This window comes from Roseibium sp. (genome assembly GCF_039982295.1).
Taxonomy (GTDB): domain Bacteria; phylum Pseudomonadota; class Alphaproteobacteria; order Rhizobiales; family Stappiaceae; genus Roseibium.
The window spans coordinates 238,972-262,945 of record NZ_JBDWYP010000064.1 but is presented as its reverse complement, the minus strand read 5'-3'; the positions used below and the strand labels follow the sequence as shown (position 1 = coordinate 262,945).

The following is a 23,974-nucleotide window of genomic DNA, read 5'->3' as shown; positions in this document are numbered from 1 at the left end:
ACTTGTCCCGGCTGAATGGCTTTGCCACGTTAGGGCGACGCGACCTGCAACCGGAGTACCCCAGGAATGTCCACGTCCACCACGCCCCAAGTCGAGATCCGTCAGTTTCCATGCCTTTCCGACAATTTCGGCGTGTTGATCCATGACCCGGACAGCGGAACGACCATCGCCATCGATGTGCCCGATGCAGCACCCTATCTGGCAGTCCTTGATGACACTGGCTGGAAACTCTCTCACATCCTGATCACCCATCATCATTGGGATCATGTTCAGGGTCTGTCGGAACTGAAGGAAAAGACAGACGCCCATGTCATTGGTCCTGAACGATCCCGCCAAAAGATCAGCGGTATGGATGCGACCGTCGAAGATGGCGACAAGGTTCTGACCGGGCCCTTTGAGGCGCTGGCGATCTCGACACCCGGCCACACGCTCGATCAGATCTCCTGGTACTATCCCGCGCTCAAGTTCGCCCACACCGGCGACACTCTGTTTTCCCTCGGCTGCGGCCGCCTGTTCGAGGGCGATGCGGAGATGATGTGGGCTTCTCTCGACAAGCTGAAGCGGATCCTGCCCGAAGACACGGAAATCTACTGCGGCCACGAGTACACGCAATCGAATGCCACATTCGCCCTGACGATCGATCCGCAAAACACCGACTTGCAAGACCGCGCCAAAGAGGTAGAGATCCTGCGCGCCCATGGGAAGCCAACCTTGCCGACCACGATGGCGCAGGAGCTCGCCACGAACCCCTTCTTGCGGGCGAATGAACCTTCGATCAAAGCAGCTCTTGGCATGAGTGATGCCTCCGACGCGGCGGTCTTCGCCGAAATCCGCACGCGCAAGGACAATGCATAAGCTTCTCCAAAATTCACAAGTGACCTTTCGAAAGGTCAAATGCGTTCCCATATGAAAAGCCTCGCCATCAGAAAGGGGCATTTTGTGATGACGGACACGAAACCTTGTGCGTGCGAAGCGCGCACAGCTGAACAACGCGCGCAAGCGGTGGTTCACCGCATCCTAATGCAGGCAGAGCCTATTCCCGCTCAGCAAGGCGGCGGTCACAAGCTCGACACCTTGACACTTCATGCAGAAGTGCTGGGCGCCTTGCGTGAAGCCATTGATGATCTGGCGCAAACATCTGCGAACTAGGCAGAGACACGTTTGCCCAGGAGCTTCAAAAGACTTACTTGCAGGCCCGCAACGCATTAGAGTTTCGGGCCTGCCACGGAAAAGAGCTCGGAAATGCCTGACATCACGTCCCTGTCTGCCGACGAAATCGTCAAGTTCCTCAACATGCAACCGCATCCCGAAGGTGGCTTTTACGTTGAAACGTTCCGCGATGAAGTCACAGACGAAACGGGGCGTGCAGCTTCGACAGCGATCTACTTTCTGCTGCCTGCAGGCGTGACGTCACACTGGCACAAGGTTGATGCGGTCGAGACCTGGCACTGGTACGCAGGCAGCCCGCTGGAACTTTCCATCAGTTCAGATGGCGTGACGGTCGAGAGACACACTCTCGGCAACGATCTGATCATTGGTGAACGCCCTCAAGGCGTCGTGCCCCGTTATAGTTGGCAACAGGCCCGCTCGCTCGGCACCTGGACTCTCGTAGGCTGTACCGTCGCACCGGGCTTCCAGTTTGACGGATTTGAAATGGCGCCAGAAGGCTGGGAACCGGGCTAGCGCTCATACGTGCGCCTCATCCCGGTACCGGCAAGGCACTTGAGGAGAGGTCTGCACTTCGGAAATGGTGATCATTGCTCCCCAGCCATCCCCGCATTGAGCCGGAAGCGGAATAACCTAAGCCAAACCTGCAATTGCAGATGCAAAGTCCTTGGCGGAGAAAGGCTCCAGGTCCTCAACGCCCTCGCCAACACCGATGAAATGCACCGGCAGCTGGTTCTTTGCAGCAATGGCGACGAGAATCCCGCCGCGGGCGGTGCCGTCGAGCTTGGTCATCACGAGACCTGTCACACCGGCCACCTTGCCGAAGATCTCGACCTGGCTAAGCGCATTCTGTCCTGTTGTTGCATCCAGTGTCAGAATGACGTCATGCGGAGCGTCCGGATCCAGCTTCTTGATCACGCGGATGACCTTTTCCAGCTCATCCATCAACTCGGTCTTGTTCTGAAGCCTGCCGGCGGTATCGATCAGAAGAACGTCGACGCCCTTTTCCTTGGCAGCTTTCATGGCGTCAAACGCAAGGCCAGCGGCATCTGCGCCTGTTTCGCGCGCTACAACCTCGGCGCCTGTCCGCTGACCCCAGATCTTCAGCTGCTCAACAGCTGCCGCACGGAAGGTGTCACCGGCCGCCAGCATCACTGTCTTGCCCTCAGAAGCAAGTTTCTGGGAGAGCTTGCCGATTGTCGTGGTCTTTCCGGTGCCATTTACACCGACCATGAGCACCACATGCGGTGACTTCCCGCGGTTCAGATCAAGCGGGCGCGCGACCGGCTCCAGAACCTTCTCGACCTCCTCGGACAGGATAGCGCGGACTTCCTCAGGCTCGATTTCCTTGTCGTAGCGTCCTTCTGACAATCGCTCGGTGATGGCCATGGCCGTATCGACACCAAGATCCGCCTGGATCAGGATGTCCTCCAGCTCCTCAAGCATCGTCGCATCAAGCTTGCGCTTGGTGAAGATGGACGAAATACCATCTGTCAGCGCAGAAGATGAACGCGAAAGACCATGCTTCAGCTTCTGGAACCAGGACCGCTTCGGCTCAGACGCCGTATCGGTCGAGATTTGCGCAGGGGCCGGGTCTTGAAAGGCAGGGACCGGCGCAAGGTCAGGGGTCGAGCCAGCATCTAGAACGTCTGGAACCGGGCTCATGTCCGCGACCGGATGAACCATCGTTTCCGTGTCCTCGAACGTCGCATCGTCAGCCTCTGCGACGGGTTCCGGCGCAGCCGTAATTTCGGCCTCGGGCTCGCTGGCAACGTCAGCAAGCTCATCCGGCTGGTCGTCCTTGCTGCCAAACAACCGCCCAAGAAACCCGCGCTTTTTCTCGCTCATGAACTCGCCTTGATGGATCTGTGTGAAAGAAAAGCCGACCTGATGTTAAGCCGCTTTCGAGACCACGTCGCCCAGAAGATGTCGACCGGAATGGCCAGTGATTTTAACCGGAAGGATTTCTCCAGCCACACCGCCGGAAATCTCGGTCTGTGTGAACTGCTCCGTTCGCCCAAGACCTTCCTTCTCCACCAGAACTGGCCGGGTCTTGCCGACTTCAGACGACAGATGCGCAAGAAGCGCGGCATCGCCTTTTGCGCGCAGCCTGGCGCCCCGCTCCTTGATGACAGGGCGTTGCAGCTGAGGCATGCGCGCGGCCGGCGTTCCGGGACGCGGCGAAAACGGGAAAACATGCAGATGCGTCAGCCCGCATTCATCGACAATGCGCAGGCTGTTCAGGAACATCTCTTCGGTCTCGGTCGGAAAACCGGCAATGATATCGGCGCCGAAAACGACATCGGGACGCATTCGCCGCACGTCCTCGCAAAAGGCAATCGTGTCGGCGCGCAGATGACGGCGCTTCATGCGCTTGAGGATCATGTCATCCCCGGCCTGCAGGGAAAGATGGAAGTGCGGCATCAGCCGCTCGTCCTCGGCAATGACCCGCATCAGATCGTCATCCGCCTCGATGGAGTCGATTGAGGACAGGCGCAAACGCTTGAGGTCAGGCACCATCTTCAGGATCTTCGCCGTCAAAGTGCCAAGCTTCGGCGCGCCCGGAAGGTCAGCGCCATAGGATGTGATGTCGACGCCCGTCAGGACGATCTCATTGTAACCATTCTCCACCAGGCGGCGGATCTGATCGATCACAACACCCATAGGGACCGAGCGCGAGTTTCCCCGGCCGTATGGAATGATGCAGAAGGTGCAGCGGTGATCGCAGCCGTTTTGAACCTGTACGAAAGCCCGCGCGCGTCCTTCAAGCCCGTCGATCAGATGGCCCGCAGTCTCTTCGACACTCATGATGTCGTTGACCCGGACCTTCTCGCTGTCGTCGATGCCGAATGCGGCTACCTGCTGATAGGACTTTCGCTCCAGTTTCTCGGTATTGCCGAGCACCAGATCAACTTCTTCCATTTCGGAGAAAGTGGCACTTTCCGTCTGCGCGGCGCAGCCGGTCACGATGATACGCGCTTCCGGATTGTCGCGCCTGGCCTTGCGCACGGCCTGCCGCGCCTGGCGAACAGCTTCATTGGTGACCGCGCAGGTATTGACCAGAATAGCATCCTTGAGGCCCGCAGCTTCCGCTTCGCGCTTCATCACCTCGGATTCATAGGAATTCAGGCGACAACCGAAGGTGACGACATCAATGGTCATTCTGCAGCTCCCGCCACAGAAATCTCGTCGCCCTTACCGGTCTTCGACCAGTGCAGCGTTTCGAGATCGATCTCACCCTCGAATTCAATCTCGGTCGGCCCGGTCATCAGCACGTGATCGTCGCTCTCGCGCCACTCGATCTGAAGCGGCCCACCCGGCAGGTGGATGGTCGACAAGCGTCCCGCCTTGCTGTCCCGCGCAGCGGCTACGGCAACAGCACAAGCCGCGGTTCCGCAGGCCTCGGTCAGACCAACGCCGCGTTCCCAGACTTTCACCCGGATTTCATTCGGCGCAAAAACATGAGCCAGCGAGATATTCGCGCTTTCAGGAAAGACCGGGTGGTGCTCAAGCAGCGGTCCGACCTTGGACAGGTCATAGGCCTCGATATCGTCGACCCAAAAGATACCGTGCGGGTTGCCCATCGAAACGGCAGCCGGCGTATGCAGGATCGGATCGTCAATGGGGCCGATTTGCAATTCAATAGCGCGTGTGTCGGCGAATTCTTCCGCCAAAGGGATCTGGTCCCATTCAAGGCGGGGCTTGCCCATGTCGACCGTTACGGTGCGCGGCGTCTTGCTTGCAAAGGCATGCAAAAGCCCTGCATTGGTTTCGATGGTCGCGAAATCCTTGCCGGCTTCCTCGATCAGCAAACGTCCGATGCAGCGGGTTGCGTTGCCGCAGGCATCGACCTGGGAACCATCACAATTGTGGATCCGCATGAAGGCGTCAGCGCCGGCGGGCGAACGTTCCACCGTGATCATCTGGTCAAATCCGATACCGGTGTTGCGGTCGCCCAGTTTGGCAATAACCTCTGCGTCCAGGCGCAACGGTTCATCCCGCGCATCCCAGACCAGGAAGTCGTTGCCAAGACCATTCATCTTCAAAAAGGGCCTGCGCGCCTGCGCCATACCAGTGTTCGCTTCATTCATCGGGTTTGGAAATCGCCTGTTCCACGACAGGTCATTTGCTCCTATATGGCGGAAACCCTGACCAATTACCAGTCTAAGGCGTGATCATTGCAGCTCAGCGTTAAAGGCTTGTCGCATTGAACGTATCGCACATACCCATGTCACCGGATCGAAAGCCTTCCCGGAACCATCGCACGCGCTGAGCCGACGTTCCATGATTGAAGCTTTCAGGCACGACATAACCCTGAGCCTCACGCTGCAAGGTATCGTCGCCAATGCGGCTGGCCGCATTCAACGCCTCTTCCACATCACCATCTTCGATAAAGCCGCGCTGTCGGGCGGCATGATGAGCCCAAATGCCCGCGAAGCAATCCGCCTGCAATTCAACCCTCACCGAAAGAGCGTTGGCGTCTGCCTTGGACATCGAGCGCCGCGCCTTGTGGAATTCCGGCAGGATGCCAAGAACATTTTGCAAATGATGACCGACTTCGTGTGCCAGGACATAGGCCTGCGCAAAATCGCCCGGTGCATTCAACTGGCCTGCAAGCTGCCGATAAAAGGAAAGGTCGATGTAGATCTTGCTGTCCGCGCCATAATAAAACGGCCCCGTCGCAGAACTGGCATTGCCGCAAGCCGACGCCACTGAATCCGAGAACAAGACCAGCGTAGGTTCCGGATAATCCACCGAATGACGCGCAAGAAGCTGGTTCCAGGTGTTTTCAGTATCCGCCAAAATGACCGAGACGAACTCTGCTTGCTCATCATTGCCCGCGTTTTCGGTTGGAACCGGGGTCTGATAGGACGGATTGCCGCCGCCGTCATCAATACTTCCAAGAAGTGTGAGCGGATTGATGCCCGTAACCCATGAGATAACGAGCACCACCACAATTCCGGTCAGGCCAAGGCCACCGCCTGTTCGGGTACGCCGCCCGGTCGGCAAACGCATTCGCCGTCCCGGGGAGCGAGCCCCACGCCTGTCATCGATGTTGCTACTGCCGCGGCGGCCTTTCCAGCGCATCGGAGAACTCCTGCTGTTCCTGTGGTCAATGACTGAATAGCAGCAAGCGTTCCGGTGATGAACGTCAAACACCGGCTGTTACGGCAATCAGTTGCTCCACACACGCATGATATCACCCGTGCGAACCTTGGAGAGGATCAGGCGCATATGTTCGGGAGCAACGGCCACGCATCCCTCCGTCGGCGTATAGGTCTCGCGGGCAATGTGAAAAAAGATCGCGCTGCCTCTGCCGGGAACCGCCGGAAACATGTTGCAATTCAGAACAACGACGATGTCATAGAGCCGGTCAGTCCGCCACATTTTCTCGTGACTGGCGTCAAAGGGCTGCTCCACCGGCCGATTGTAGCGCGGGTGACCCGGCGCGTCGCACCAGCCATCGTCCGGGTTCAGCGCCTCCACGGGCAATTCCGTCATCGGACGTCGGCCACGATCGGCCCTGTAGTAGACATTCAACAGTTCAAACTGGCCAATCGGGGTGCCGCCATCGCCTTCCTGCTTCATCTGCGTCAAGCCGGACCGGCCGAGGGCGCACGGAACCGTGATCGCTCCGAACGTCAGGTTTCCTCTTGTTTTGCAGCTTGGAAGGGCGCGAACATCAAGGTATCTGGCCAATTTGTCATTTCTCCCGGTCAAACGGACCTCACCAATCATCAAAGCCCTGAAGCTCTTGATAAACCGTCCATAAACCCGGCGTGAAGTAGAATTGACGGCGAATGACTTGTTTGACGAGGATTTCGCTCGCACAAACACGTGACAGCCCCCATCTGTTTTTCACATCGCCGTGAGAACAGCGACGGGAAACCAGAGGTAAGGCCCGGGGGCCGAGCGAGGAGCACGATATGACCGCCCGCACCATCCTGATTGTCGATGACGACACCGAATTGCGCGAAGCGCTTGTAGAGCAGCTCTCTCTCTATGACGAGTTTGCCACCATCCAGGCTGATTCCGCTGCAAACGGCATTGCCCTTGCCAAGGACGACCATGTCGATCTGCTTCTGATGGACGTCGGTCTGCCCGACATTGATGGCCGCGAGGCCGTCAAGCTCCTGCGCAAGAACGGTTTCAAGGCACCGATCATTATGCTGACAGGCCATGACGGCGACAGCGACACGATTCTCGGCCTTGAGGCTGGTGCCAACGACTATGTCACCAAGCCCTTCAAGTTTGCGGTTCTGCTGGCCAGGGTTCGTGCCCATCTGCGCCAGCATGAGCAGAGCGAAGACGCGACATTCGCCATCGGCCGCTATTCCTTCCGCCCCGCCGCAAAAATCATGCAGGACGACAAGGGCAGCAAGGTGCGCCTGACGGAGAAGGAAACCTCGATCCTGAAGTTCCTCTACCGCGCCGGCGAAAAGCCTGTCACCCGCGACATCCTTCTGCATGAGGTCTGGGGCTATAACTCGGGCGTCACCACGCACACGCTGGAAACGCACATCTACCGGCTGCGGCAGAAAATCGAGCGTGATCCGTCCAATGCGGAGCTTTTGGTAACAGAAGCCGGTGGATACAAGCTTGTGCCCTGAGGGCTAATGAGCGTAAATCAGACATATGAGCCTCGTTCAGGACATAGCGATTCTGCAAAAGATTCCGATGCTGTCGGATTTTGCCGATGACCAATTGCGTCTCCTCGCCTTCAGCGCCGAGAGCCTCGACTATCCGAACGGCATGATGCTCTTCGATGAAGGCGAACGCGCTGACGGCGGTCTGGTTATTGCCGAAGGTGACGTAAGCCTGCAAAGGCGCGGTCCGAACGGTTTCGAGGAAATCGATCTGGCACAAACCGGAACGCTTCTGGGTGAAACGGCCATGCTGGTTGATGCGACCCGTCCCTGCCGCGCTATCGCAATCGGGTACGTTCGCGTCATTCGGATCCGGCGCGCCCTGTTCAAGCGCATGATCCAGGAATATCCGGAGCTGGCGCAGAGGCTTTTTGAAGCCCACGCCGCACGTTACAAACTCACCGCCAGCGCCCTTGCCCCGATCGGCGAACGCATGGCGGTACTGGAACGACTTTCCGTATCAAAGGGCCTGCGCGGCTCAAACGAGACTTAAGCCGTCCGAACGGATCGCCACATCTGCTGCCCGCCAGCAGCCAGGCTTACCACCGCGCCGGACAGTCCGACCCAGACCGCCGGGCGGAAACTTGTCGCAACATCAAAGTTTGCCAAAAACACGAGCTGCGCCGGAATGCCCGTTGCGAGTGCGTACCAGGCATATTCAAGACCCGCCGTCGCGGCGGCCGCCAGAACTGCACAAAGCAGCAAGACCCACCAGCTTGAGACTTGAAGGCGACTACGGGCAGCAAGACGGTAGAGCATCAGGAGCACGAACAATCCTGCCATCACCGTTGGCTGCGCCACATCCGACTTTGACTGCAGGAAAAAGTGCAGGATGCCAAGTACGGCGATTGGATAGGCAAGCTGATGCAGCCGGTTCCAGGTCGGCCCGAGACGTCGCACAGCGCGGTCAAAGGACGTCACTCCCAGCGCCACCAGACCCAGCAATGCGACAAATCCGATCGTGAGATAAATCCGCACGACAATCTCTGAAGCAACCTTCACCAGGTCCCAGTTTTCCTGGGCCATGTAGAGGCCGAGGTGCAAGAGCCCGTAAGCCAGAACGGAAACACCGATCATTCGCCGGACACCGATCACCTTGTTCCAGGAGAAGATCCGCCGAACGGGCGTTACGAAAAGCGAAAGCAGCAGCAAGCGAACGGCCCATTCGCCGCTTTCATTCAGAGCATGCTCGTAGGGCTCGGGCCGGACCGGGCCGAATATCAAGTCCGCAAAGATGGCGATCCCGGGCACCAGGATGGCGACAAACACGACAAGCCGCAGAGCCGACAGCATGCCTCGACGGTCTGTCCAGGGAGCGTAGTGCGCAAGAGAAGCAGTCATGATCATGCCTCAGACCTACAGCCAAACGTCCGAAAATTCACCAAACGGTTATTCAAGACGGTGTGATGGCCCAGAGGGCTGTCAAAAAAAGACCGGGCGTTTAGCCCGGCCTTTCTCAAAACAACTTGATGCAAGGTCAACTCCACCCAGGCACTGGCTTATGCCCAGGGGCGGCTTTCGGCTGTCTTGTTTTCGTAGACATCGATCTTAGGCGCTTTTTCCATGGTCAAGCCGATATCGTCGAGGCCGTTCAGCAAGCAATGCTTACGGAAGGGGTCAATCTCAAAGCTAACCTCGCCGCCGTCCGGTCCTTTGATGGTTTGGGTGACCAGATCGACGGTCAGCGTGGAGTTTGAGCCCCGCGACGCGTCATCCATCAACTTCTCGAGGATCTCGGGAGAGACCTTGATCGGCAGGATGCCGTTCTTGAAGCAGTTGTTGTAGAAAATGTCTGCGAAGGACGTAGCGATCACGCAGCGAATGCCGAAATCCAGCAGCGCCCAGGGCGCATGTTCACGCGAGGATCCGCAGCCGAAGTTCTCTCCGGTGACCAGAATGCTGGCGCCGCTGTAGGCAGGCTTGTTCAGCACGAAGTCCGGATTGTCGGAACCATCTTCATTGTAGCGCATCTCGCTGAACAACGCCGTGCCGAGCCCCGTGCGCTTGATCGTCTTGAGGTACTGCTTCGGGATGATCATGTCCGTGTCGATGTTGATGATCGGCAGCGGCGCGGCAACACCTGTAAGTGTATCGAACTTGTCCAAGGCGGTTACTCCAGAGGTCTTTGTTTTTCTTGAATTGGGCTCAGGCGGCGAGGCTTGTGGTCTCGTCGACGCCGAGCATCAGGTTCAGGTTCTGGACAGCGGCACCAGATGCGCCCTTGCCCAGATTGTCATAGGTCGCGATCAAAACGGCCTGCGCGCGTTCATCATTGGCAAAGACATGCAAGCTCATGCCGTTGGTGCCGTTGTGTGTCTGCGGGCTCAGGTCGCCGGCACGTTCCAGATCGGCCAGCGGTGCAACCTCAACGAACCCACCGGGCACAGCTGCAAAATGATCGGCAATTGCGGCGTGCAGCTCGGCACCGGTCGGAACCTTGTCGAGGGTCGAAAGCTGCAGGGGAACTGCGGTCAGCATGCCCTTGTAGTAGTTGCCAACGGCCGGCACGAAAAGCGGTTCGTTCTCGAGCGTCGAATAGCGCTTCATTTCCGGAAGGTGCTTATGATTGAAACCCAGACCGTAAGGCAGGAACACATTCGCATTGTCGCCCGCAGTCTCATACGCCTCGATCATTGACTTGCCGCCGCCGGAATAGCCAGAGATACCATTGACTGACAGCCGATAGTCAGCAGGCAGAAGGCCTGCCGCAATCAGCGGACGAACAAACGCGATCACGCCCTGCGGCCAGCAGCCAGGATTGGCGACACGGATCGCCGACGCGATGCGCGAGGATTGGCCCTTGTCCATTTCGGCAAACCCGTATTCCCAACCATCCGCCACCCGGTGGGCGGTCGAGGCATCGATCACTCGCGTGGTGTCGTTGGAAATCAGGGAGACGCTTTCCTTGGCTGCCGCATCAGGCAGGCACAGGATCGCCGCATCGGCCGAATTCAGAATATCGGTCTTCGCAGAGATATCCTTGCGCAGATGGTCAGGGATCGAAAGGAGCTCGATATCACGGCGTGTGGCGAGGCGCTCGCGGATCTGCAAACCCGTCGTACCTGCTTCGCCATCAATGAACACGCGCGCGACCATAGCCCCGGCTCCCTCTCCTGTGGGTTTTAAAAACCCGTGTCTCCTACACCCAAATGCCCATTATGTCACGGACTTGCAAGCCTCACGAACTCAACGCGCCATTGAGTGATACTCATCATTGGGGCGCATGTCCGTTGCAGCGGCGACCCTGTTGGTCATGTTGAAGAAGGCCGCAACCGACGCAACATCGAAAATATCGCGATCCGAGAATCCTGCATCCCGCAGATCCTGGCGGTCCTGTTCCAGGATTTCCGCCGGCCTTTCTGTCAGTTTGACCGCAAAATCAAGCATCATGCGATGGCGCTCACTCAGGTCCGCGACCCTGTAGTTCATGACCATCAGCTCCCCCAGAACAGGATCACCGGAGAGCTCCCGGACAGCCGCCCCATGCGCCGTCAGGCAGTAGAAACAACGATTGACCGAAGAAACTGCGACGGCAATCATCTCGCGCTCCAGCTTCGACAAGCCACTCTCGGCAAGCATCAGGTCATTGTACATGTCCGTGAAGGCTCGCAATTTCGTGTCGTCAAAGGCGTAGGCCTTAAGCACATTTGGAATCAGACCGAGCTTTTCCTCACAGAGGCCAAAGTATTTTTGCGTCTCCGGGCTGAGCGCCCCATCGTCGCCCATATCAAGCGCCGTTATGCATTTTTCGCTCATGCGTTTCCCCTGATGTATAAATCTGTAAGTTTTCCCTTCATGTTCTGAAGCTAGCATGACAAAAAGCCGTCGAATACGGATTCGAAAGGGTTGGAAATGCCGGATCGTAGAGAAGTCGCAAAAATGGGGCTCATCGAAGCCATCCACCAGACCCTCCAGAAGGAGGATCCCGCCCTGGCGGACTTCGCACGGGAGTTCTACATCCGCGGCGCGGCTGAAGATCTCGTGGGTTACTCGCAGGCAGAGCTGATCGGCTTCGCAAAACACGCTTTCGCCGACTTCCAGATACACCCTCGAGGCACCCACCGCGTCGACGTGACAAACCCGGCCTTCAAGGCAGACGGCGACAAGGCGGGGGAACTGACCGTCGTCGAGATCGTCAACGACAACATGCCGTTCCTCGTGGACTCGGTCATGGCGGAGCTGCAGGACAGCCGCCTTGAAGTCCATCTCGTGCTCCATCCGATTTTCAACGTCGAACGGAACGCGGACGGCGCCCTGGTCTCCGCCACTGGCAAGAAAAAAGGAGCTCCGCGCGAGGAAGACCAGGAAAGCCTGATCCACATTCATGTGACACGGCTCGACTCGGAGGCGGCACGCGAAGAGCTGGCTGCCCGTCTTGACGCAGTGCTGAAAGACGTCCGGTCCGCCGTTCAGGACTGGACGCCAATGCACAAGCGCTTGCTGCGCGCGATCAACACCTACAAGACCGCGCAACTTGAGGGCAGCAGCGACGAACTCTGGGAGGCCATCCACTTCCTTGAATGGATGGCGAACGACAATTTCATTCTTCTGGGAATGAGGGAGTACACCTTCCAAGGAGGTGTCGAGGAAGGCAACCTTTCACCCGAAGACGGAACAGGGCTGGGCCTGCTCGCAGATCCCGACGTGCGCGTCCTGCGTCGTGGTTCTGAATTCGTGCAGATCACGCCCGAAATCCGCGAATTCCTGATGAAGCCGGATCCTCTGATCATTGCCAAGGCAAATGTGAGGAGCAAGGTCCATCGCCGCGTCCACATGGAGTATGTCGGAGCAAAGCTGTTTGACGCCGACGGCAAGATGGTCGGCGAATTACGCATCGTTGGCCTGTTCACATCTACGGCCTACACCGAACCAACCAGCACAATCCCGTTCTTGCGCCGCAAGACGGCCAGCGTTCTGGCCAAGGCCGGCTATGATCCGGACAGCCACTCCGGACGTGCACTAACCAATGTCATGGAAGGTTTCCCTCGGGACGAACTGTTCCAGATCGACCGCGAAACGCTCTTCGACTTTGCAATAACGATCCTGCAGCTTGACGAAAGGCCGCGCATTCGCGTGCTATCGCGCGCCGACCGCTTCGACCGCTACGTGTCGATCCTCTGCTTCGTACCGCGCGATCGGTACACCACAGAAGTGCGTCTCAACATCGGAACCTACCTGGCGTCGATCTACGAAGGTCGCCTGTCAGCCTGGTATGTGACCTACATGGAGGGGCCACTCGCGCGCGTTCATTTCATCATCGGCCGCGACAAGGGCGAGACGCCCAAGCCGGAACAGGACGAGTTGGAACGTGCTGTCGCATCCATGGTCAGAACCTGGCCGGACAGCCTGCGCGACGCCATGAAGGCGCGCTTCGATCCCATACGGGCCCGTGATCTGTCAGACCGCTACGCTCTGGCCTTCCATGGCGGTTACAAGGAAGTCTACAACGCTGAAACGGCATTGTCCGATGTGGTCAAGATTGAAACCCTGTCGGAAGCGCGCACTACAGCGATCACGTTCTTCCGCACCACCGGTGCAAAGGCGACACGCCTCTCCCTGAAGGTTTTCAACCGCAGCGCTCCGATCCCCCTTTCCGCTCGTGTCCCACTTCTGGAAAACATGGGCTTCCGGGTCATCAACGAGCGCACCTATCGGATCACTCCTTCGGATGCTCCCCTGTCCTATTTCCATGAAATGACGCTGGAGGCCAGCCGGAGCGGCGATATTGCCCTCGAGGGAGACCTTCAGGACAGGCTTGAAAGCCTGTTCATGGCGATCTGGTCAGGCCGGGCCGAGAACGATGGCTACAACGCTCTCGTTCTGACCGCGGGTCTTGCATGGCGCGACATCGCGATCGTCCGGTCCCTGTCGAAGTATCTCAGGCAAGCCGGCATCCGCTTTTCCGAAGACTATATGTGGACGACGCTCAACAACTATCCGGAAATCACCTCCAAGCTTGTCGAGCTGTTCCATCTCAGGTTCCTGCCCACCGCCAAGGACAAGGACCGAACCTTGGGCACCGCGCGTCTGGAAAGCGAGCTCACCGCCGCCCTGGATAGCGTGACCAGCCTGGATGACGACCGCATTCTGCGCCGGTTCCAGAACGCCATTGATTCCATCCTGCGCACCAACTTCTTCCAGCTGGACAAAGACGGTAAGCCAAAACAAACCTTCGCCTTCAAGATTGACTCGCGCAAAATCGAGGAACTGCCACAGCCGCGGCCTTTCCGGGAGATCTTCGTCTACAGCCCGCGCGTTGAGGGCGTGCATCTGCGCTTCGGCATGGTCGCACGTGGCGGCCTGCGCTGGTCCGACCGCCCTCAGGATTTCCGCACCGAAGTGCTCGGCCTGGTAAAGGCGCAGCAGGTCAAGAATGCAGTGATTGTTCCCGTTGGTGCGAAAGGTGGTTTCGTTCCCAAAATGCTCCCGGACATGAGCAACCGTGAGGCCTGGTTCCAGGAGGGCACGGAAAGCTACAAGATCTTCATCAACGCCTTGCTGGACGTAACCGATAATCTCGTCGACGACGCGGTAAAACCACCCCTTGAGGTCCAGCGCTACGATGGCGATGATCCTTATCTGGTGGTCGCCGCCGACAAGGGCACCGCAACCTTCTCTGATACCGCAAACGCCATTTCGGAAGGCCGGGATTTCTGGCTCGGCGACGCCTTCGCCTCGGGTGGATCCGCCGGCTACGACCACAAGAAGATGGGCATCACGGCCCGTGGAGCCTGGGAAGCGGTCAAGCGGCACTTCCGGGAAATGAACCGCGACATTCAGAGCGAACCCTTCACGGCCGCTGGTGTCGGCGACATGTCCGGTGACGTATTCGGCAACGGCATGTTGTTGTCCAAAACGACAAAGCTGGTCGCAGCCTTCGACCACCGCGATATCTTTATCGATCCCGATCCCGATCCGGCGAAGACCTGGACCGAACGCAAGCGCATGTTCGACCTTGGGCGTTCGTCCTGGAAGGATTACGACACATCATTGATCTCGAAGGGCGGCGGCATCTTCCCAAGATCAGCCAAATCCATTCCGCTTTCCCCTGAAATTCAGGCGTTGCTCGGCATTTCCCACGCAAACGCTACACCGCAGGCTGTCATGACCGCGATCCTGCGCATGAATGTCGATCTGCTCTGGTTTGGCGGCATCGGCACCTATATCCGTGCCACCACCGAAACGGATGCGGACGCAGGCGATCGTGCCAATGACCCGATCCGCATCGTTGCGCCGGAAGTCGGCGCGAAGGTTATTGGTGAAGGCGCCAACCTTGGCCTGACACAACTTGCCCGGATTGAGTTCCACAAGCAGGGCGGTCGCTGCAATTCCGATGCAATCGACAACTCCGCAGGCGTGAATTCCTCCGATATGGAAGTGAACATCAAGATCGCCCTCGGCGCTGCGGTGAAGGCAAACAAGCTCGATATTGCCCAGCGTAACGAACTCCTGGCCGAAATGACGGACGAAGTCGCAGATTTGGTTCTGCGGAACAACTATCTGCAAACCCTCGCCATTTCGATGACCGAACGGCGCGGCTCGGAAGATCTTGGCTATCAGGCGCGGATGATGCGCCAGCTCGAACAGGCAGGCCTTCTCGATCGTCAGGTCGAGCAACTGCCGGACAATTCCAGCCTCTCCGAAATGATCAAGGCTGGCCAGACGTTGACCCGCGCAGAACTTGGCGTTCTGCTCGCCTACGCCAAGCTCACGCTCTACGATGATCTGCTCGCCAGCACCGTGCCAGACGATGCCTACCTCGAGCGAGAGCTGTTCCGCTACTTCCCGGACCAGATGGCCGGCGACTATTCCGATGAAATATCAACCCATCGCCTGCGACGCGAGATTATCGCGACCATGCTCGCCAATTCCATGATCAACCGTGGCGGACCGACGTTCCTGACCCGGCTCATGGATCAGACCGGCGCCACCGCATCTGACATCGCCCAAAGCTTCGTTGCGGTACGCAACAGCTTCGATCTCACAGACCTGAACGCTGAGATCGATGCGCTTGATACGACGATTGATGGAGCAATCCAGCTTGAACTTTATTCAAGCATTCAGGATCTACTCCTCGAACAGGTGGTTTGGTTCAAACGCAACGTCTCCTTCACAGACGGCATTTCCGATGTCGTGGAGCGCTTTGGAGCCGGCGTAAAAAGTCTTCGGCCGTTGCTAGCGGTAATTCTGAGCGAAGACCAGGCGAGTGAAATAACACGTCTGGCTGAGCACTATGTGGACAATGCTGTTCCGGAAGAACTCGCAACTCGTATCGCCTGGCTACCCGTCGAAGCGGCAATTCCGGACATTGTCCTGGTTGCCGAAGAAACTGGCAGCCAGCTGGACGAAGTTGCAAAGGCCTTCTTTGAAGTCGCAGCACACTTCCGCATCGGAGCGATGGACGCTCTCGCAAGAGAACTTTCCATAGCGGATTACTATGATGGGCTGGCTCTTGACCGGGCACGGTCCATCCTGGCTGCGGCTCATCGCAACCTCGCGGTGCAGGCAATCGCCGCCGGCAGCTTCCAGACCTGGCTGTCGGCCCACGAGAAATCCGTGGCTCGCACGACCCGGACCGTCAATGAGATTCTGGAAGGCGAGCTGTCCGTCTCCAAGTTCTCCGTTGCGGCAAGCTTGCTCGCCGAAGCAACACGCTGATCCCGGGCTTGACCTGAAGGACGGCCGGCAGTCAGTGTGCCGGTCGTCCGCTTCAAGCTCCGGAAAGTGTCATGACCCAAATGATTGCTCCGGCGAACCGCCTTGCGATCGCCTCCTGGGCCCTGTTCGACTGGGCAGCCCAGCCGTTCTTCACGCTGGTGACCACCTTTGTCTTTGCGCCCTATTTCGCGTCGGCCCTGGCCAATACGCCCGCGGAGGGCCAGGCCCTTTGGGGTTATGCGACCGCAGGCGCCGGTCTTGCCATCGCCTTGCTCGCCCCCATTCTCGGGGCGATTGCCGATGCAACCGGACACCGCAAGCCCTGGATCTTCGTCTTCTCGCTGCCCTTTGTCTTCGCCTGCTGGATGCTCTGGTATACGGAGCCGGGAAATCCTTCGGCAATTCCAGTGGCCTTGGCCAGCTTTGCTGTGGCAACACTTGCCATCGAATTCGCCACTGTCTTCAACAACGCGATGATGACGGATCTCGCGCCATCAAACCGCGTCGGCCGACTCTCTGGCACCGGCTGGGCTGCCGGTTATGCGGGCGGACTGGTCAGTCTCGTGATAGCTCTAGGTTTTTTGGCAGCGAACCCGGAGAGTGGCAAAACCCTCTTGGGCTTTGATCCACTGTTCGGGCTCAATCCCGCAACGCGCGAGGGTGATCGGGCCTCAGAGCCATTCTCGGCGCTGTGGTACCTGGTCTTTGTGGTACCGCTGTTTTTCTTTGTTCCGGACGCCCCGAAGAAGGCGAACCTCGCCCCGGCGATCAGGGTAGGCCTTGCCAACCTTCTGGCTAGCCTTCGCAACGCTCGGCGCAACCGGCCGCTGTTTGTGTTTCTGTTGGCAAACATGGCCTACAAGGACGGTCTCGTAGCCCTCTTCGCCTTCGGCGGCATCTACGCGGCAGGCCAACTTGGCTGGGGCTCGATCCAGATCGGCGCCTTCGGCATTCTTCTGACCATTACCGGCACCATCGGTGCCATTGTCGGCGGACGGCTGGACGATCGTTATGGTCCCAGGGCCGTCCTTTTCGGGGCGCTTGCAATTCTGACAACCTGCGGACTTGGACTGATCTCGATTGATCAGACAACGATCCTGTTTCTGATCAAGACGGCGCCCCCCGCAACAAACAGCGGCCTGTTCACGACAGCCCCTGAACAGCTTTTCCTCGCCCTGGGCGCCTTGATTGGCGCTGCAGCAGGACCGCTTCAGGCTGCATCACGCAGCCTTCTGGTCGAACTGGCGCCAAAAGAACAGATCTCGCAATTCTTCGGACTTCTGGCGCTTTCCGGCAAGGTCACCAGTTTTCTGGCACCACTCTCTGTCAGTCTGCTCACAGTTGCGACCGGCAGCCAGGCTGCGGGCATGTCCGCGATCCTGATTTTCTTCGGGATCGGTGCATTTCTGCTGACAAAATCGCACTAGAAACAAAAAAAGGCGCCGCAACGAGAAATCGCTGCGGCGCCCGACATTCCGGCATCTTAGGGAATGTCCAAGCCTACGCGACCGACCGGACGCCTACCAGGAAGCCATCAACCTCGTCCTTGAGGCTGCTGGCTTCACTCTGAAGCACTTCAGCCACCGAACTGACCTGGCGTGCTGTGCTGCCGGTCTCATCAGCCGATGAAGCAACCGTCACGATGCTGCGCGCCACATCCTGCGTACCATTGGCGGCTTCCTGGATGTTGCGAGCGATCTCTTCGGTCGCCTGACCCTGCTGGTCCACAGAACCTTGAATGCTGTTGGCAATCTCGTTCATCTTTTCGATGGTCAGCGAAATCCCCTGGATCGCACCGACAGCGCCTTCAGTCTCGCTCTGCACCGACTGGATCTGCATCGAGATTTCGTCCGTCGCCTTCGCCGTCTGGGTCGCGAGTTCCTTGACCTCCGCTGCAACAACTGCAAAGCCGCGGCCGGCTTCGCCCGCGCGGGCAGCCTCAATGGTTGCGTTCAGGGCCAGCAAGTTGGTCTGCTCGGCAATATCCGTGATCAGCTTCACCACTTCGTTGATCCGGCTGGCCGCTTCCGCGAGTCCCTCGATCTTCGCATTGGTGTCTTGCGCTTGCTGAACCGCCTGACCTGCGATTTCGGCTGACTGACCCATCTGCCTGCGAATTTCTTCAACAGATGCCATCAACTCTTCCGCAGCCGAGGCCACGGTCTCAACATTGGAAGAAGCTTCCTCCGAGGCGGCAGCAACCATCGTGCTCTGAGAGCTGGTGTGATCTGCGCCTTTGGTCAAAACAACTGCAGCACCGTTCAGGTCGGACACCTGTGCAAGAACCGTCTGGACCAGATGAGAAATCTTTGCGTCAAAACTCTCCGAAAGATCCCTGATTTGCGTGGCTCGGGCAAGCTGTTGTTCCTGCAGCTGTTCCTGCTCCTGCGCAAGCATGTCTGCTTCCTGGGCCTTCTCGCGGAACACCTCAAGTGCGGACGCAATCTTGCCGATCTCATCGTGGCGGCCAGCACCTGGAATTGGCTCATCATATCTTTTGTCCATCAACGCCTGGATGCTGGTGACAATTTTCTCCAGCGGGCGACGGACAATGGTGTTGCCGACGAGATAGATGGACATGCCGACAACAATCAGAAGCAAAACGCCGATCCCGATGATCGTGTAGACAATGCCCGCCGAAGCAGCGTTCAAGGTCGACACGGGCACATTGACCACAACCGACATGCTCGCGGCACCATCTCCAATATCCACTGGCGTGATGATGCGCAGCACCTCGGAACTCAAGCTGTTGGAATACCCGGGGTATTGGAAGGGTTGTGCCGTTTTGACTGCGCCGAGAACGGCACCGGCCTGTTCGGCGTCGAGGGGTGACCTCCCCTCGGTCCAATCCTTGCCGAGAAGTGCCGGATCAGAATGGGAAATCCATTTCCCCTCGCGCGACAAAAGGTGGATCGAACCGGTCTCCAGCGGATGCAGACCGTTCAAGGTCTCCGCCAGCGGCGTCAGCATGATGTCGACGCCAGCCACTCCGATGACACCTGTCTTGTCACGCAGCGGAATGCCAAACGATACGCCGGAAACCGTCTTGCCGCCAGCTTCCCAGCTGTAGGGCTCTGTCACATAGTCTTTGCCGGTTTTGTAAGGAACATTGAACCAGTTGCTGGCTTCCGTTTCATCCAGATCGGAGAGAGGGCGGAACCCGACATTTCCGTCCGGAAGCCGGTAGTAATACGGTCGCCACTCGCCGGAATCGTCGTGCAGCTCAGCGTTTTTGAAGTCTGCGTCCCTGCCATCAAGCGCGTTGTTGATCACCGCCGCCCAGGCGCCCGAAAGCGACGTGTTGGACTTCATTGTCTCTTCGACAACCGACGACCAGGCGGCACGGTCGGTCATTTCGGAACTCTTCAAACCGTTGAGACTGAAAGCAAAGCCTCGAGCTGCAGTCAGGCCCTCTTCCATTGTGCGGCGAACATATTCCGCCTGCTCACGTGCAACGGCCTCTGCCTGATGCACCGTGAGTTGCTGCGTCACCTGGGACGCCGTCCAACTGATGAAACCAATGCCTGCAACCAGAACGGCGGCAAGCGCCGCAATGCTGACGGCGACGAGCTTGGTCGTGACCTGTGCCTTTTGAAACATGTATCCGGAATCCCACGGCAAGTTTTTCAGGAGCCCATAAAACTATGAGGTGTAAACACCTCTGCACTGCACCATTTTTGTGTTAAAAAAGACCTTCGACCTGATAAAATTACGGTGGCCAAAAGTCGGATAATCAGAGCCGGCGAAAGCTGCCGCTACGTGGAAGGGAAACCACCTCCCCAAATACACTTTCAGCCGGATCGCAGAACGAACCGGCTGAACAAAATCGTTGTTTGAAAACAGAAGAAGCAGCAAGCGGATCTCAAAAGAGATCCCTGATGCAAGCTTAATGACGGAAGTGACGCATTCCGGTCATGACCATGGCGAGACCTGCTTCATCGGCTGCCGCGATCACGTCGTCATCTCGCATGGAACCACCAGGCTGAATGACGGCGGTCGCACCAGCTTCAGCCGCCGACAAAAGACCATCGGCGAATGGGAAGAAGGCGTCGGACGCGACCACACAACCTTTGGTCAGCGCTTCTGAAAGCCCAGCCGCTTCGGTCGCATCCAGAGCCTTGCGGGCAGCGATACGTGCACTGTCGATACGGCTCATCTGGCCTGCACCAACACCGACGGTCGCACCATCCTTGGCATAAACGATGGCATTGGATTTCACGTGCTTTGCCACGCGGAAGGCAAACTTGAGATCGTTGAGTTCCTGTTCGCTCGGCGCACGCTTGGTCACAACCTTCAGGTCGAGGTCATCAACGACACCGTTATCGCGGGACTGAACAAGCAGGCCACCAGCCACCGACTTGACGAACAGCCCCCTGGAGCGAGCGTCCGCAAGGCCGCCGGTCAGCAGAAGACGCAGGTTCTTCTTGGCGGCGATGATCTCCATGGCAGCTTCATCAGCTTCAGGCGCAATAATGACTTCGGTGAAGATCTTGACGATCTCTTCCGCCGCAGCTGCATCGAGTTTCTGGTTCAGGGCAACGATGCCGCCGAAAGCAGACACCGGGTCACAGCGAAGTGCCAGCTCATAGGCTTCCTTCAGGCTTGCACCTTCTGCAACACCGCAGGGGTTGGCGTGTTTGATGATGGCAACAGCAGACGTCCGGGCCGGATCAAACTCGCTAACGAGTTCGAACGCCGCATCCGTATCGTTGATGTTGTTGTAGGACAGGGTCTTGCCCTGGATCTGGCGAGCCGTTGCAACGCCCGGGCGATTTTCGCCAGTCTTGTAGAAGCCGGCAGACTGGTGCGGGTTTTCGCCGTAGCGCATGACTTCAGCGAGCGCGCCGCCAACTGCCCGGTGGGCCGGAGTGGCCTCGTCAAGCTGATCCGACAGCCAGTTGGAAACAGCGGCGTCATAAGCAGCCGTACGGGCGAAGGCCTTGAGCGCCAGATTCTTGCGCAGGGCGATCGGCGACTGGCCATCATTCTTGTCGAGTTCAGCAATCACCTGATCATAGTCGGCCGGGTCCGTAACAACGGTGACATAGGCGTGGTTCTTGGCGGCTGCACGGGTCATCGCTGGCCCGCCAATGTCGATGTTCTCGACACCGGTCGCATAGTCGGCGCCCTTGGCGACAACATCTTCAAACGGATAAAGATTGCCGCAGAAGAGATCGATGCCAGTGATGTCATGCTCACTCATCGCGGCCTGATGTTCAGCATCGTCGCGAATGGAAAGCAGGCCACCATGAACCATCGGATGAAGCGTTTTCACCCGCCCGTCCATGATTTCCGGAAACTTGGTCACCTCGGAAATGTCCAGAACCGCCAGGCCCGCATCCTTCAGCGCCTTGTAGGATCCGCCCGTGGAGACCAACTCGACGCCGCGCTCGGACAGCGCCTTCGCAAAGTCGACGAGACCTGTCTTGTCAAAGACGGAAAGGAGAGCCCGTTTGACGGGAACAAGCGGAGGAACAGGGACGCTCTTGGACACAATGGCCATTAAAATTGCCTCGCGGTTGGGACGATCCGGGGAAGTTGGCGTCGCCCTAACACGATTGCGCCCAAATCAAAAGCCACGACGACAAAGAACGAGAAATGGCTCTGGGAAAGCGGCCGTTACGGTGCCCTAAGCCTTGGGATCCACATCTGGAGCGAGCTCTTGCCCGTCTTCATCAATAGCCTCGTCGATTTCCGGATCAAACTCCGAGGGAGCATCTTCATCCGGATCAACAAGCGGCAACTCGGCTGTCCGCGCCAACTCGTCAAATTCGCTGGATCCACGGCGGCTGAGTTTGGCAGTCGCTGTGCGGCGGAATTGCCAGGCAGATGACTGACTGTCGCGAATACGTCCGTAGAGGACGATCTGCATGGTCTTGCGGTGCCCATAGACGTCAGAGAGGTAAATGGACTCTTCAAGCACGAGTTCGGTGCCTGGCGCGTCGAATTCCCACGCCTCACCATCGCGGCAGACGAGAAGAACCGCTGTCCCGCCACGGAGCAACGACGGCTTGATGGCGGGATGAAGATGAAAACGAATGGCGAACTGATCCCCGGGTTCGTCAACCCTTGCACCAACAGGGAAGCTGTCGATCCCGTCTAGAACGGTGCCGTCACCTGAAAGGCGGATATCACGCGCATGAACAATCCCGAATTGCTGCTGGTAACCGTCGTGGGAGGCCGTCACGCGGCTGCCTGCAGCGTCATCCTCACGTTCAACCTGCACATGTTTCGGACCGGCAATAATCGGCGCGCCCAGCCAACGCCCGAACGGCCTCTCGCTCAAGAACCGGCAGGAAGAGGTGTCTTCGATCGTCGCCGTTGAATGGGCGGCCGTTGACCGACTGACCTTCCGCCACATCTCGTTGCTGCGGCTTGAGACGCCGCAATTCACGATAATCCGCTTGAGACCTGAGGAAAATTCAAAGGCAAGACACCCCCCATGAGCATCTTCGCTGATGCCAAGGGGCGGTGGTTTTCCCGTATCCATGATAACGACCGACGAACCGCCACACAGGCGTTGGTAGCCAGTATGCGGCACATTCATCGGCGGCGCGCCACGAGCATCGTCATAGGCCATGATCGTGGCAATCAAATCATTTGGCGTCGACCCCATACCATTGAAATGCGCGAGGGCACCGTCGCCGTGGCGGAAGAAGCGCATCATCGGCATCATCCGGTCAACCGACTGCAGCATCGCGGCAGGAAGCTCGAGGCCTTGAGCGACGAATGCCTGACGAACCGGCAACAAATCGGCGAGAATTTCGACGATGGCCCGTGGGTTTCGCGAGATATGTCCGCCGTCGGTCAGGATCTGGCGCAAAAGCTCCTGGTCAAGACGGCGAATGCTCTGACGCGCGAAACGCCCCTGTCCGGACATGGAGACACAGGCTGCCGCTATGGCAAGCGCTGCCTGCAGTCGTTCGACCCCATCATGGGTTTCATTGATGGTTCGGCGCAAATATCGCACCTGCCGCAAAAGTGACCGCAAAAACCGATTGTAGAAATCATGATCGCCGTCTTCGAGAATGAACGGCGAATGGGCCAGCCAGGACATCACCCGACGGGTCACGACCGGCGCTTCCCAGCCAATCGGATGCCAGCGGCCCGAGTGCTTCAGCCAATCATCAACCAGCGCTCTCGCATTCTGGCGGGAGATACGGCTGTCGGCCGCGCGAAGGTCACGCAGCCAGGCAAAGCCGTGCAACTGGCGCTGCCAATCAGGGTGCTCGCCCTCCAGTTCGAACGGAGATGCACCATGTGTCTCAACGAGATAGCCGGAAAACAGGAAGCGCCCACCATAGATGTCCGCTGCATTCGTCTGATCCGCCGTCCTCAGGTCCTGAGGCGCAATCAGCAGGCGCGCTGGTGCTCCCGGCTGAGGTCTTAGCCGGAACAGCGGGCCGCCATGAAGCCAGCGCAAGAGACGCTGCCACGCGTATCCGGCAGCAAGCCGACACACGCGCCCCTTTTCAGAAGCAACGCTCATGGTCACGGCATCA

General features: G+C 58.3%; 19 protein-coding genes. 7 read left to right on the top strand and 12 right to left on the bottom strand.

The window, feature by feature from the left end; translation table 11 throughout:
• The first annotated feature begins 66 nt into the window (after positions 1–66).
• The 3 genes from gloB (at position 67) to ABJZ52_RS14140 (ending at position 1,683) form a co-directional block, all read left to right on the top strand.
• Positions 67–855 (top strand): hydroxyacylglutathione hydrolase, encoded by a 789-nt coding sequence (gene gloB, locus ABJZ52_RS14150; protein ID WP_348187553.1) that lies wholly within the window; start codon positions 67–69, stop codon positions 853–855.
• 87 nt (positions 856–942) lie between these two features.
• On the top strand, positions 943–1,149 hold the full coding sequence (locus ABJZ52_RS14145; RefSeq protein WP_348187555.1) for a hypothetical protein: 207 nt from the start codon (positions 943–945) through the stop codon (positions 1,147–1,149).
• 93 nt (positions 1,150–1,242) lie between these two features.
• Positions 1,243–1,683, top strand: coding sequence for a cupin domain-containing protein (locus tag ABJZ52_RS14140; RefSeq protein WP_348187557.1), 441 nt, complete (start codon positions 1,243–1,245; stop codon positions 1,681–1,683).
• A gap of 117 nt (positions 1,684–1,800) precedes the next feature.
• Here the strand turns inward: ABJZ52_RS14140 and ftsY are convergent, their stop codons facing one another.
• The 5 genes from ftsY to ABJZ52_RS14115 form a co-directional block, all read right to left on the bottom strand.
• Positions 1,801–3,015 carry a signal recognition particle-docking protein FtsY gene (gene ftsY / locus ABJZ52_RS14135; RefSeq protein ID WP_348187560.1) on the bottom strand — a complete coding sequence of 405 codons (1,215 nt, stop codon included), beginning with the start codon at positions 3,013–3,015 and terminating at the stop codon, positions 1,801–1,803.
• 45 nt (positions 3,016–3,060) lie between these two features.
• Positions 3,061–4,329: a tRNA (N(6)-L-threonylcarbamoyladenosine(37)-C(2))-methylthiotransferase MtaB gene (gene mtaB / locus ABJZ52_RS14130; RefSeq protein WP_348187563.1), complete on the bottom strand. Its 1,269-nt coding sequence runs from the start codon at positions 4,327–4,329 to the stop codon at positions 3,061–3,063.
• Positions 4,326–5,258: a diaminopimelate epimerase gene (dapF, locus tag ABJZ52_RS14125; protein ID WP_348187565.1), complete on the bottom strand. Its 933-nt coding sequence runs from the start codon at positions 5,256–5,258 to the stop codon at positions 4,326–4,328. Before dapF ends, mtaB begins: the two co-directional genes overlap by 4 nt.
• A gap of 100 nt (positions 5,259–5,358) precedes the next feature.
• Positions 5,359–6,255 (bottom strand): neutral zinc metallopeptidase, encoded by an 897-nt coding sequence (locus ABJZ52_RS14120; protein WP_348312264.1) that lies wholly within the window; start codon positions 6,253–6,255, stop codon positions 5,359–5,361.
• 87 nt (positions 6,256–6,342) lie between these two features.
• Positions 6,343–6,867 carry a L,D-transpeptidase family protein gene (locus tag ABJZ52_RS14115; protein WP_348187569.1) on the bottom strand — a complete coding sequence of 175 codons (525 nt, stop codon included), beginning with the start codon at positions 6,865–6,867 and terminating at the stop codon, positions 6,343–6,345.
• Positions 6,868–7,094: 227 nt separating this feature from the next.
• Between ABJZ52_RS14115 and ABJZ52_RS14110 the strand changes: the two genes are divergently transcribed.
• Together ABJZ52_RS14110 and ABJZ52_RS14105 are read left to right on the top strand one after the other, a co-directional pair.
• Positions 7,095–7,778 carry a response regulator transcription factor gene (locus ABJZ52_RS14110; protein WP_348187571.1) on the top strand — a complete coding sequence of 228 codons (684 nt, stop codon included), beginning with the start codon at positions 7,095–7,097 and terminating at the stop codon, positions 7,776–7,778.
• A 25-nt stretch (positions 7,779–7,803) separates the two neighbouring features.
• Entirely contained in the window at positions 7,804–8,307 is a 504-nt protein-coding gene (locus tag ABJZ52_RS14105) for a cyclic nucleotide-binding domain-containing protein (RefSeq protein ID WP_348187572.1), read from the top strand.
• Here ABJZ52_RS14105 and ABJZ52_RS14100 read toward each other — a convergent pair.
• The 4 genes from ABJZ52_RS14100 to ABJZ52_RS14085 all read right to left on the bottom strand — a co-directional run bounded on the left by ABJZ52_RS14100 (position 8,304) and on the right by ABJZ52_RS14085 (position 11,570).
• Complete coding sequence (locus ABJZ52_RS14100; protein WP_348187574.1) at positions 8,304–9,155, bottom strand: protein-methionine-sulfoxide reductase heme-binding subunit MsrQ; 852 nt, start codon at positions 9,153–9,155, stop codon at positions 8,304–8,306. The two genes, ABJZ52_RS14105 and ABJZ52_RS14100, sit on opposite strands and share 4 nt — an antisense overlap.
• A gap of 158 nt (positions 9,156–9,313) precedes the next feature.
• Positions 9,314–9,919, bottom strand: a complete 606-nt coding sequence (gene leuD, locus ABJZ52_RS14095) for a 3-isopropylmalate dehydratase small subunit (protein WP_348187576.1) — start codon at positions 9,917–9,919, stop codon at positions 9,314–9,316.
• 40 nt (positions 9,920–9,959) lie between these two features.
• Positions 9,960–10,910 carry an N-acetyl-gamma-glutamyl-phosphate reductase gene (gene argC / locus ABJZ52_RS14090; protein ID WP_348187578.1) on the bottom strand — a complete coding sequence of 317 codons (951 nt, stop codon included), beginning with the start codon at positions 10,908–10,910 and terminating at the stop codon, positions 9,960–9,962.
• Positions 10,911–11,000: 90 nt separating this feature from the next.
• Entirely contained in the window at positions 11,001–11,570 is a 570-nt protein-coding gene (locus ABJZ52_RS14085) for a peroxidase-related enzyme (protein ID WP_348187579.1), read from the bottom strand.
• Between the two features lie 96 nt (positions 11,571–11,666).
• On the opposite strand from ABJZ52_RS14085, the gene ABJZ52_RS14080 reads away from it, so the two are divergent.
• Both ABJZ52_RS14080 and ABJZ52_RS14075 read left to right on the top strand, forming a co-directional pair.
• On the top strand, positions 11,667–16,472 hold the full coding sequence (locus tag ABJZ52_RS14080) for an NAD-glutamate dehydrogenase (protein ID WP_348187580.1): 4,806 nt from the start codon (positions 11,667–11,669) through the stop codon (positions 16,470–16,472).
• A gap of 71 nt (positions 16,473–16,543) precedes the next feature.
• Positions 16,544–17,899: an MFS transporter gene (locus ABJZ52_RS14075; protein WP_348187582.1), complete on the top strand. Its 1,356-nt coding sequence runs from the start codon at positions 16,544–16,546 to the stop codon at positions 17,897–17,899.
• Positions 17,900–17,972: 73 nt separating this feature from the next.
• Here the strand turns inward: ABJZ52_RS14075 and ABJZ52_RS14070 are convergent, their stop codons facing one another.
• From ABJZ52_RS14070 to ABJZ52_RS14060, 3 genes are all read right to left on the bottom strand, one after another.
• Complete coding sequence (locus tag ABJZ52_RS14070; protein WP_348187583.1) at positions 17,973–20,072, bottom strand: methyl-accepting chemotaxis protein; 2,100 nt, start codon at positions 20,070–20,072, stop codon at positions 17,973–17,975.
• A 286-nt stretch (positions 20,073–20,358) separates the two neighbouring features.
• Positions 20,359–21,975, bottom strand: coding sequence for a bifunctional phosphoribosylaminoimidazolecarboxamide formyltransferase/IMP cyclohydrolase (gene purH / locus ABJZ52_RS14065; RefSeq protein WP_348187584.1), 1,617 nt, complete (start codon positions 21,973–21,975; stop codon positions 20,359–20,361).
• A gap of 126 nt (positions 21,976–22,101) precedes the next feature.
• A complete protein-coding gene (locus tag ABJZ52_RS14060; RefSeq protein WP_348200148.1) occupies positions 22,102–23,961 on the bottom strand; it encodes a heparinase II/III family protein in 1,860 nt (619 codons plus the stop codon).
• Positions 23,962–23,974: the final 13 nt, after the last annotated feature.

Bases quoted from the DNA above. Each gene is read 5' to 3' on its own strand.
- ABJZ52_RS14145 (WP_348187555.1), top strand. From the start codon at position 943: ATGACGGACACGAAACCTTGTGCGTGCGAAGCGCGCACAGCTGAACAA.
- ftsY (WP_348187560.1), bottom strand. From the start codon at position 3,015: ATGAGCGAGAAAAAGCGCGGGTTTCTTGGGCGGTTGTTTGGCAGCAAG.
- ABJZ52_RS14085 (WP_348187579.1), bottom strand. From the start codon at position 11,570: ATGAGCGAAAAATGCATAACGGCGCTTGATATGGGCGACGATGGGGCG.
- ABJZ52_RS14110 (WP_348187571.1), top strand. From the start codon at position 7,095: ATGACCGCCCGCACCATCCTGATTGTCGATGACGACACCGAATTGCGC.
- ABJZ52_RS14075 (WP_348187582.1), top strand. From the start codon at position 16,544: ATGACCCAAATGATTGCTCCGGCGAACCGCCTTGCGATCGCCTCCTGG.
- ABJZ52_RS14140 (WP_348187557.1), top strand. From the start codon at position 1,243: ATGCCTGACATCACGTCCCTGTCTGCCGACGAAATCGTCAAGTTCCTC.
- ABJZ52_RS14070 (WP_348187583.1), bottom strand. From the start codon at position 20,072: ATGTTTCAAAAGGCACAGGTCACGACCAAGCTCGTCGCCGTCAGCATT.
- ABJZ52_RS14120 (WP_348312264.1), bottom strand. From the start codon at position 6,255: ATGCGCTGGAAAGGCCGCCGCGGCAGTAGCAACATCGATGACAGGCGT.
- gloB (WP_348187553.1), top strand. From the start codon at position 67: ATGTCCACGTCCACCACGCCCCAAGTCGAGATCCGTCAGTTTCCATGC.
- ABJZ52_RS14105 (WP_348187572.1), top strand. From the start codon at position 7,804: ATGAGCCTCGTTCAGGACATAGCGATTCTGCAAAAGATTCCGATGCTG.
- dapF (WP_348187565.1), bottom strand. From the start codon at position 5,258: ATGAATGAAGCGAACACTGGTATGGCGCAGGCGCGCAGGCCCTTTTTG.
- ABJZ52_RS14100 (WP_348187574.1), bottom strand. From the start codon at position 9,155: ATGACTGCTTCTCTTGCGCACTACGCTCCCTGGACAGACCGTCGAGGC.
- mtaB (WP_348187563.1), bottom strand. From the start codon at position 4,329: ATGACCATTGATGTCGTCACCTTCGGTTGTCGCCTGAATTCCTATGAA.
- ABJZ52_RS14060 (WP_348200148.1), bottom strand. From the start codon at position 23,961: ATGAGCGTTGCTTCTGAAAAGGGGCGCGTGTGTCGGCTTGCTGCCGGA.
- ABJZ52_RS14080 (WP_348187580.1), top strand. From the start codon at position 11,667: ATGCCGGATCGTAGAGAAGTCGCAAAAATGGGGCTCATCGAAGCCATC.
- argC (WP_348187578.1), bottom strand. From the start codon at position 10,910: ATGGTCGCGCGCGTGTTCATTGATGGCGAAGCAGGTACGACGGGTTTG.
- purH (WP_348187584.1), bottom strand. From the start codon at position 21,975: ATGGCCATTGTGTCCAAGAGCGTCCCTGTTCCTCCGCTTGTTCCCGTC.